The organism is Acaryochloris sp. IP29b_bin.137 (assembly GCF_028285745.1).
In the GTDB taxonomy this organism is placed as follows: domain Bacteria; phylum Cyanobacteriota; class Cyanobacteriia; order Thermosynechococcales; family Thermosynechococcaceae; genus Acaryochloris.
The window spans coordinates 1-9961 of sequence record NZ_JANQOP010000315.1 but is presented as its reverse complement, the minus strand read 5'-3'; the positions used below and the strand labels follow the sequence as shown (position 1 = coordinate 9961).

8 protein-coding genes and 1 pseudogene are annotated in these 9961 nt (G+C 47.0%); 3 read left to right on the top strand and 6 right to left on the bottom strand.

The window, feature by feature from the left end:
• Window positions 1-85: 85 nt before the first annotated feature.
• The 6 genes and pseudogenes from Q0991_RS21750 to Q0991_RS21725 all read right to left on the bottom strand — a co-directional run.
• The gene (locus Q0991_RS21750; RefSeq protein ID WP_299492517.1) at window positions 86-481 is read right to left on the bottom strand and encodes a CHAT domain-containing protein; all 396 of its coding nucleotides are present in this window, start codon (window positions 479-481) and stop codon (window positions 86-88) included.
• Window positions 482-651: 170 nt separating this feature from the next.
• The gene (locus tag Q0991_RS21745; RefSeq protein WP_299492516.1) at window positions 652-1968 is read right to left on the bottom strand and encodes an EAL domain-containing protein; all 1317 of its coding nucleotides are present in this window, start codon (window positions 1966-1968) and stop codon (window positions 652-654) included.
• A gap of 241 nt (window positions 1969-2209) precedes the next feature.
• Window positions 2210-2950 (bottom strand): CPBP family glutamic-type intramembrane protease, encoded by a 741-nt coding sequence (locus Q0991_RS21740; RefSeq protein WP_299492515.1) that lies wholly within the window; start codon window positions 2948-2950, stop codon window positions 2210-2212.
• A 521-nt stretch (window positions 2951-3471) separates the two neighbouring features.
• Entirely contained in the window at window positions 3472-3912 is a 441-nt protein-coding gene (locus Q0991_RS21735; RefSeq protein WP_299492512.1) for a hypothetical protein, read from the bottom strand.
• Window positions 3913-4231: 319 nt separating this feature from the next.
• Window positions 4232-4981, bottom strand: coding sequence for a response regulator transcription factor RpaB (gene rpaB / locus Q0991_RS21730; RefSeq protein ID WP_299492510.1), 750 nt, complete (start codon window positions 4979-4981; stop codon window positions 4232-4234).
• Between the two features lie 416 nt (window positions 4982-5397).
• Window positions 5398-6201 (bottom strand): annotated as a pseudogene (locus Q0991_RS21725) (isochorismatase); the annotation flags it as partial.
• Between the two features lie 252 nt (window positions 6202-6453).
• On the opposite strand from Q0991_RS21725, the gene istA reads away from it, so the two are divergent.
• The 3 genes from istA (at window position 6454) to Q0991_RS21710 (ending at window position 9506) form a co-directional block, all read left to right on the top strand.
• Complete coding sequence (istA, locus tag Q0991_RS21720) at window positions 6454-8004, top strand: IS21 family transposase (protein ID WP_299492508.1); 1551 nt, start codon at window positions 6454-6456, stop codon at window positions 8002-8004.
• Between the two features lie 12 nt (window positions 8005-8016).
• Window positions 8017-8880, top strand: a complete 864-nt coding sequence (gene istB, locus Q0991_RS21715) for an IS21-like element helper ATPase IstB (RefSeq protein WP_299492506.1) — start codon at window positions 8017-8019, stop codon at window positions 8878-8880.
• Window positions 8881-8981: 101 nt separating this feature from the next.
• Window positions 8982-9506, top strand: coding sequence for a hypothetical protein (locus Q0991_RS21710; RefSeq protein ID WP_299492504.1), 525 nt, complete (start codon window positions 8982-8984; stop codon window positions 9504-9506).
• Window positions 9507-9961: the final 455 nt, after the last annotated feature.

The window sequence follows — 9961 nt, the reverse complement described above, 5'->3', positions numbered from 1 at the left end:
ACCTGATTGGGTAGAAGTAGACCTCAAGCCATCGAAAAATGATGGTTTATTTTGCCGTGGAGGTGTAACCCAAAATCTCCTGTTTTTAAACCATGCCATGAATCGCCTCTGCCTGAACTTCCGAATAGCAGGCATTTAGCAATACACATTCAACATTCTTTTGAAACAGCTTGAACAATCTAGCCAAGGCCGCACTGCTCACCAGTTGCGCCTCGCCAGAGCTGTTCTCCAGCGCTAATCCCTTTGCCCCGGCACCATGACCACTAAAGTGCACAATCTGGGGTTCATGATCCAACAGGGCTCGGCGCAAGTCATCCGTGCGGACGGCCCATCGGGATAAGATTTCAAACTGGTCTCGGATGCGCGATCTTCGCAACCCTTCCTGGATCTCCCGTACCTCTTCATCCAACCGAAGTTTATTGGTGTTCTTGGGATTGGCCGCTAAAATCAGGATCTTTCTCACAAAAGCTGGGGATGGCACGACTGATCTAACAACTTGTCAGCTATTTTCCCAGAAAATATGCCAACAGCCGTAGCCGGAAGTCTTTATTCAGTTAATAGACCTCTTGCATCATGGCTGAAGCTCAAAGGCTAAAGACGCAGAAGGGCGGAGTCGTTCAGGACTGGGTAATGCTCAAAAAACGGTCTAACCTAAACCCTTGAGCCCGTTTGTTGCGGCACGCTATTTTCAATGCCGTTACTCGAAAGAAGTGGGCCCGTAGGTGCCGATGGGCGACGATAGTTTTCTAGCAGCAAGTTTTTGGCGGATTCGAAAGGGAGGGGTTTGCCAAATAAATACCCCTGGCCAATTTGGCAGCCCAAGCGACGCAAAATATCAAATTCTTGCTGAGTTTCTACCCCTTCGGCAACGGAAACCATCCCCAAATCCTGAGTCATGGCTAAAATATGCTTCATCAGAGCCAGGGTGCGGGGATGGGTTAACATTTGACGAACAAAATACTGGTCGATCTTAAGGCTATCAATTTCAAATTTGGCCAGATAGGTCAGGCTTGAAAAGCCCGTCCCAAAATCATCCAACGCGAGATGAAAGCCAAGCTGCCGACATTGCTGAATAATGTTGATTGCCGATGCCCCTTCCATTAAAACCCGTTCAGTCACCTCGAGTTTAATCTGGGAATGGGGAATTTGGTGTCGCTGCAGAATCTCCAGCAGTTCTTGATTGAATTGGGGGGCCTGAAATTGACGAGCAGAGACGTTAACGCTGATAAAGAGCGGTGTTCTCGGCTTCCCGGAAGCCACAAAGGAACGGCTCAGGGCTTGATTAAAGCGATTCAGATCCGCACAGGCGTTCTCAATTACCCATTGACCAATCGGACGAATCAATGAGGTTTCTTCTGCCGTGTCGATAAACAGTCCAGGTGAGACCCAGCCGCGGGTCGGACTTTTCCAGCGAATTAAAAACTCAAATCCCAGGATCTCTTCCGTTTCTAAATCAACGAGGGGCTGGTAATGGGGAATAAAGGCATCGGTTGCGATCGCATCCAATAATTCCGACTCCAACCGCATTTTTTCCAAGACCGGTTGGTGAGGCAAAAAAGGAGATGAGGGTTCAGAAGAAATCTCAGGTGCAGTGGGCCTTGCAGCCTGGGAGACGCCTGTATTTAAAGACCGAATATGATCCAATAGTCGCGAGACCAACAGCTTGACCACTGGATCGGAAGCATCAATCCGATCCGAGATTTGCGCTCTAGAAATAACGACACAGCATGTTTCGGTTAAAGCACGAGCGGAGGCGGAACGAGGAGAGGCATCAATAACGGCCATCTCTCCAAACACATCTCCTTGGGTAAGGGTCTTGAGGGAAACATCTTTCCCCGTCGTTGTTACGAAAATATCGACCTGGCCTGACTCAATAATGTAGGCGTGGTGACCTTCTTCGTCGGCCGCAAAAATTAGCTCACCCGGCTCAAAGTAAACCAACAGCGACGACTCTTTTCCCTCAGACATAGTGTTTGGTTCTCGTAGAGAACACCCTTCAATCGATATTACGTTAGTCCTAGGATGCCCAAAACTAAGGCTGCAAGAGGCAAAACAGCCCCTCACTCAAGTAGAAACCCTCCAACCCCATATCGTGATGATGGATTTGCCCATGCCCATTTTGGATGGCATTGCCGCGACGATCCCCATTCGCCAATATTTTTCTGAGACGAAAGTCATGGTGTTGCCCCCCCTTATCCCCAGGAACCCCCTAGTCATTTACGGGGTGATGTCCCTCTGCTCGCCACTCAAGTACCATTCTTACGACTACAACCAGACAAACAGAGAGGAGAGCTAGCCAAAACATCCCAAATATTGCCCTAACGAGTTTTGGACTATTGATAAAACGCTCAGCTTTTTGAGACGCAGACATTGCCCCTAATGCCGTTTGATATAAGAGCATTTGTCCAATGAATAGGCCATTATGAAAGGTATGGATAAAAACACACCACCAAAAACCATACTTTAGCCGGACAAAACCCAATAAAACGCCGATTAGAATTTGGGGTGATACCAGTAGTGGTGTGAATAGAAAAGCTTGCCCACTGCTCAGCTGAAAGTTAGTAATATGAACTAGACCAAAAATAATTGCACAGCTATAAAACAATAAGCCAATCCACTTCTCGTACAGCTTATGTATGGGTGTTGCAGGAACCTTTTCCTTCAGCCATATTCGCAGAAATAAGCATCCGAGAACGGCAATGCATAGGAGGGGCAATAGCAAAGCAGCAGGTATAACTTTAGTACCAACCAGTAGACTAAGAATGGTAAATATCCACAGAAATGTGGGTAACGTTAGATTGGTTGGCGTATAGCGTAAAGGCAAGCGGAACAGAATTTCTTCCAGTAGGGGGGCAATAACCACTCCAAAAAAAAATAAAAGCCATGGTTTATCTGCGATATCGTTAATTGCGTGGCCAGTTGAAAGCTTCTTTGAGAGAGAGCTCACCATAAGTGCTAAAGGAATAGTGAGTATTAAGATCAGGGCGTAAAGCCTGAGAATATCTCTTAATGGTTGTTTCTGTAGCGGAACATTAACAGAATAGATAGGACATTTTAGAAATCGATAGAATCTGCCAAGCAAGCTGCCTCTGGGCTGAGCGAGCTGTTGGGAAGCGAGATTTGGGGGCATCGAATAATATAACCAAAATTAATGTTGACTGTAACGTGAAGATTCCCTTACCTCAGACTCAACTAAGGTCACTGAACGTTTATCCCATCGATGGGTTTATTTGGGTAAGTACTCTTGGTGTGGGGATTCAGGAATGTTGCGAGCATAAGGATAACGGGATTGTGTCGACGATTGATTTGAATCACCGTCGCCATAAGCTATTGGGCAGGAAGAATCCGTCCTTAAGAACTAGCTCAGCGTGCTTGCCCAGTATGATCACAAGCTAAAAATTAGATATGAATTGACTACTAAACACGAGATCAGCCAGCGCAGGCTGTATAGATTAGTTTAGAGATTTGGAACTATATATTGGTGTAACTGCCAAGAATTTTTGCTAACCCTGGAACGGCTTCTTCCACATCTCCTTTTACGGACTTACGTACTTTCTTGTAGGTAGCAATTACAATTTTATTCTTAGCTTGACTCAGTTTATGATCCGTCACTCCTAACAGCACATCGGCTGTTTTAGCAGAATTTATACTGAGATGTTCTACTGGATCACCCGCTTGTTCACCATCTGTCCATATGGGATCAAGCGCATCCAACGCCTGGGGAACAAGATTCTTGATGGCTCTAGGAATATATCCTGGACCGATTCCTTTCAAAGCCCGGTAGGCTGTCTTGAGCGCAAGGCCAGATATCCCCTTTTTTGCTGCAACTTGCTCATCCATGAGCTTGGCGCAATCCGCTGCGATATTGGCTTGAGTCTCCTCGTCCTTGATAACTTGATTTCTTAGCCCCATAGGTTTTGTTCCTTGCTTTATATTAAGCTATCAAATTAACAGATAGACCCTATCGACATATCAACTAGTGGTGTGTTATCCAGTAGCCACATAAGTTACACAGCAATATGTCTAATTACTTGAGCTACTTTGTATTGACGTTGTCTCATCCAAAAGTCAATGTTAAAGCTATCAGTAACAGATTACAGAAATCAATTGATTCAGAAAACAATCATCAATTTTGGTCCGTCTGAGGCAAGAAGTTTGGGTATTCCCCTTTTTTGATGCAAGGAAAATAAATATTTAAACTTGTTCATTCTGACGGTCAGACCTGTGAACCCTAACACATCACTCGCTTAGGTGATGTGTTTCTCATTTTTTGAAAAAAATAACCAATTCCCCAATCTGTATGGATATACTCAGGTTGCTTAGAGCTATCCCCGATTTTGGAGCGTAATCGAGATACATTAACATCTACAACTCGCAAATCGGCGTAGTGGTTTGCAGAATAACCCCAAACCTGCTGCAGAATGTCGGAACGAGACACTGTTTGGCCCGCTTTAGACACTAGTAGTTTGAGAACATCAAATTCGATCCCAGTGAGTTGGATCCGCTGATCATGTAAATAGACTTGTCGCTTATGGGTTTCAATGCGCAGTGGCCCAATTTCCATGATGACCTGTTCCGCTGAATTATTAACCCCTGTCTTGTCTTTGCCAGGAATGGCCCGTCTTAAAATGGCTTGGATTCTGCTCTCTAGTTCTTTGGGAGAAAAAGGTTTGGGCAGATAGTCATCTGCACCCAATTCTAGTCCCTTGATGCGGTCACTGACTTCCCCCAAAGCCGTTAGCATTATGATTGGAACGCCTGTTGTCTTCCGTAAGGTTTGACAAACCTGCAATCCGTTCATTTTGGGCATCATCACATCCAAAACAATTAAGTCAGGTTTCTCGGCTTCAAACTGTTCGAGTGCTTCTATTCCGTCCGCAGCAACAATAATTTCATATCCCATCATCGATAAACGGGTGGCTAGGATACGACGAATCGTCGCTTCGTCATCAACAATTAGAATTTTATGTTGCCTTGCCAATGGATCTTATTCTCCAGAGAATTTTAGTTTAGGTAAATTAATTGAGCACGCCGGCCGAATGTACTGCATCAGCCCTAATGGGGATATCAGAAATTCAAAGATGGATTTTCGGAGCGGGTTAGCTGAGGAAAGGTTATAAATAATCATAATTTATAATATAAGTTAACATTTTGCAAGTTTACGATTAAGCGATGAAGCCTATGCGGTAAAAACTATTTCAATCTCATCGAACCAGGATCATCCGGCATGATCGTCACTGGAACCACTCCATTGGCCGTCACCTCATCCACAGGCCTTAGATCTGTGCCCCAATTCGATAATATTGAGGGCCCTCATTGGAGCGTTTGAGAGTACGCCATCCGTTCATGCAGATAGGAATAACGCATTCAGATCGCAACATGTTGCGTTTAATCTGCCTAGAAGTTGATACCAGGCCAAGTGGAGATCGCATCTGTTGATCGCACCAAATGCATACCCGCCTGCTGGAACCGTAGAAACGCCTTATTGGCCTGATCCGTAAAATCGACTATTCCTGGTACTACCACAGGCGAAGAGCAATCCTCGAGTAAATAGATTTTCTTCGCCAAGTCCGGGTTTTGAGCTTGAATTTCCGTGAGCAAATCGTCAATCGTCCAGGCAACACAGTGACTCTTGGCCTGCCCCGCAATAATCACCGCATCAAAATCCAGCAGCTTTTGGATAAACCAGGTATTTTTTTGGGCAATCGGTCGACCCTCAGGATCATCAAGGACCTCCGGTCGGAGCACCGAGTAATTTTCCGTTAGAGGATTCCCCCCCTTAATTTCAAAATTGGTCTGACTATGGCGAGCCAAATTATGAAAAAAGCAAGCCTCCTCCACCGCCGCCACCAGGGCATGGCCAATTCCCCCCAACATCGAGTGATAGGGCCAAATAGTCAGGGGATATTTTCCCTCCTGGGAGAGACGCTGGATATAATGGCGAGCAAAATTCTGCAGCGCTACATAATTTCCCAGACTATAGGCCATAGCCGGATTCACCTTCCAGACCCCCTGTACCACCTCAGCCAGAGAAATCATGGTTAGCGGAGCAGGAGACTCACCGTGCTCATTCAGCCAAAAAGCCGCATGGAAAATTTGCATCGCCGTATGGGTATCCATCGTCGGCACAATTTCTGTAATCGTTCCCAAATTGCGGTAAATAAACGCGCAGAGTCGGCGATTATCCTCCACTGCCCTCAGTGCATATTCTCACTTTCTTCGCCACCCTTTGGGAGGGCAACCTTGCCGGTCAAATGGCAGCAACTTCGCCACCCCTGTGGAAGTTATCTTCGCCGGTCAAATGGCAATAAACTTCGCCACCCCTGTGGTAATAACTTCGCTGGATAAGTGGCAGTAAACTTCGCCACCCCCCTAACCATCATTTCGACAGGTCAAACCAGACCAGGCCACCCTCTAAACTTCTGTGCCATAGCCAGAGGAATGGAGGCGGCCATGGCCTATAAACGTCAAGGAGCAACCCTGTCGATGAGTAAATTTAGAGAAATTATTCGCTTACATGAACTCGGTCACAATAAATCGGAGATTGCCCGTAGCTGCTTAATCGCCCGTTCTACTGTCCGAGACTATCTGCATCGTGCCCAGCGTCAATCCCTCAGTTATGACCAGTTAAGCCGACTGAGTGATAGTGATATCCAGCATCTGCTGGGAAAACGTCAACGCCAGTCCTCCCATAAGAAGCCAGCGATTGACTTCGAGTATGTGCATCGAGACATGCAACGCAAAGGGGTCACCCTCGGCCTACTGTGGATAGAGGGTAAAGAGAGAGGAGACTGGAACTTTAGCTATAGTGGCTTTTGCCGTCGATACCGTCAGTGGAAAAAGCAGCATTCACTGTCCATGCGCCAGACCCACAAGGGAGCGGAAAAAATTTTTGTCGACTACTGTGGGATGACCGTGCCGGTGGTCCATCCCAAAACCGGAGAGGTGACTCAAGCCCAAGTATTTGTGGCCTGCTGTGGAGCGAGTAACACCTATGCAGAAGCGACCGAAAGCCAAACCATCAAGAACTGGCTCGGGTCTCATCAACGGGCCTTGGACTTCTTTGGCGGGGTGCCGGTCGCGTTCGTTCCAGACAACCTCAAGTCAGGGGTCAAAGACCCCTGTCGCTATGAGCCGGGGATTAATCGGAGTTATCAAGACTTTGCGGAACACTACAACGTGATCATCTTGCCCGCTCGTCCGAGCACCCCTCGGGATAAACCAAAAGTGGAGAATGCCGTGCAGCAAGTGGAGCGTCAGATTCTCGCTCCCTTGAGAGATCAGACCTTTACCAGTTTCAAGCAACTGAATGAAGCGATTGCATTAGGGCTAGAGAAACTTAATCATCGGACCATGAAATCCTATGGTCTATCCCGTCGAGAATTATTTGAGCAAGTGGACCAACCGGAACTCAGACCCTTGCCCAGCCAACCGTTTGAGTTTGGCGAATGGAAGAGCGCAAAAGTGAGTTTTGATTATCACATTGAGGTGAACCGCCACTATTACAGCGTCCCTTATGGCTATGTGGGTCAATCGGTATCCGTCAAGATCACGGAATCTTTGGTGCAGATTTTCCATGACCATCAGCGTATTGCGGTGCATGAACGTTCCAGCGTTTCATTTCAGCATTCCACGCAAGAGGGGCATATGCCACCGGCACATTTAGCTCACAAGAGCCAATCGAGAGAGACCTTCCTCGCCTGGGCCGAGAAGGTTGGACCGGCGACGAAGCAACAAGTCATCGAGATCTTTGAGAAGAAAGCCCATGATGAACAGGCGTTTCGTACCTTAAAAGGGGTGCAACATCTCAGAACAACCCATGGACCCGAACGATTGGAAGCCGCTTGCAAGCGGGCCAATGCCATGGGGATGGTAGGCCAACGTTATCTCAAGTCCATGCTCAAAAACAAACTGGAATCCGACCCCTTACCGGATGAAACCCATAAGGTGATTCCGATTCACCATGTCAATGTCCGAGGGGCCGAATACTATCAAGCGACATAGGGGGAGAAAGTCATGCAAGCAATGATTGACCAGCTGCAACACATGAAGCTCACAGGCCTCTTGGAGGCTTGGCGAGAACAGCAGGCGATGCCGACTTATCATGATCTGTCTTTTGATGAACGACTGGCTTTGATGGTGGAGCGCGAATACATCCGACGTCAGAATCAACGGATGCAGCGCCGACTCAGGCAAGCACGACTGCCGGTGCACGCCACCTTAGATGCAGTAGATTTCGATGTCCCTAGAGGACTGCGTAAGATCCAGTTCCTTGAATTTGCGCAAGGTCATTGGCTCCAGGAAAATCTGTCATTGATCATCCTGGGACCGACGGGCGTTGGGAGGTCTTTCTTAGCGGCTGTATTGTCCCATCATTTATGTAAGCAAGGCCATAGCGTGCGTTATATCAAAACTGCTGATCTGGTGCTGGAGTTGAAGTTGGCCAAAGGAGATGGGTCTTATCCCAAGCTCCGGAAACAATTAGCGGCCTACGACCTACTGGTGCTGGATGAATGGCTCAGAGATCCTTTGTCTGTCTTTGAAGCTAGAGAAGTGCTCGATATCTTAGACGAGTGGTTTCGCAAAGCTTCCTGCTTATTTGCCACGCAAATGCCCCTGGAGCAATGGCACGCACAAATTCAAGATCCCACCCTGGCCGATGCCATCCTGGACCGGATTATCCATGATGCGATGAAGGTCTCACTTCGAGGAGAATCTATGCGTAAATTGACCAGCAAGCTGACCCTGAAGCCAGAAGGGAAACTGAGTATTGACCGTTCACATGAGGAGAATACAACGACAGAGACAACCCCTAAATCGAACCCTAAAACGCAAAAGGAGAAGAGGAATGAAAAAAAGGAGGGACAGATAGATGAATAGACCGGATGAGATCACGATCTTCCATTCGTGATATGTATGAATTCAGAACTGATTTTTTGCCTATGAATTGCAACCCGTAATTCTATATCTACCTGTCGAAAATGGTTGGCCAATATTTTTTTGGCTGGGGGTGGCGAAGTTACTGCCACTTAATCGGCGAAGTCATGATTATCCGAGACCTAGAAAGACAATTTCAAAAACTGAACCTTAGCCAAAAGCGACTGGCCCAGCAAACTAGGAAACGAGTCCGGTTAGAGTACCTAAGAGTTTCCAAGACAGGTGAAGAGCAATACTGGATCATCGAGAAAGTCACCAGAAAAGCATTTATGCAAGAAGTATTTGATACCTCTAAATTTTGCTGGGAATGTGCATTAGAGCTTGAATCAACATTCGATATCCAACAGGTGATCGAGCTGCGCCCACCAGAAGCAATAGAGCGGATCGAGGAGATAGTCAAACATCACTCAGGGAACGAGTGGCACTGTCCTGGTGCTAGCACCAGGACACGGATCATCCTGACCGAGAAATTGAAAGAGACCCAGATAAAAGCGCGTAAGGCTTACGGAAGAGGCATCAGCGACGAACTTACGACCCGAAATCCTAAATCGAGGCCACAGGTGCATTGAGCCACTACAGCAGCGCGAAAAATCTTATGTAACAAAATGGAATTTATACATAAGACAGCTTGAAATATGAGCTAAGGGATAAGCACGGACAGAGGGGAGTGATACGCCATAGACTGATTCTGGAGTTGGATCGTGGGTCGATCCAGGGGTCAAATTATAGGGATATCGTTAAGAACGTCTCTCAACCTTTGGATTACGAGAAAGACACTGAAGTCAGGAAAAAGAACGAATTCACAGGTATTTCAGCGACTGGTTGGCCACTGGCGGCAGCTCACGGGGATAAAATTATTGAGTTTATTCCTAGTAGTGCAGCGTTCGGATCCTTGGGGTTTGCGATCGCAAATCTTCTCCCCAGACGCTTTGGGGATGACAAGGGTTTCACAATGTGGTCTGAATCAGTGATAGCGCCCTCATGCCTCTCTGGTAATTGAGTCGTTTATGGGGTTTCAGTTGCA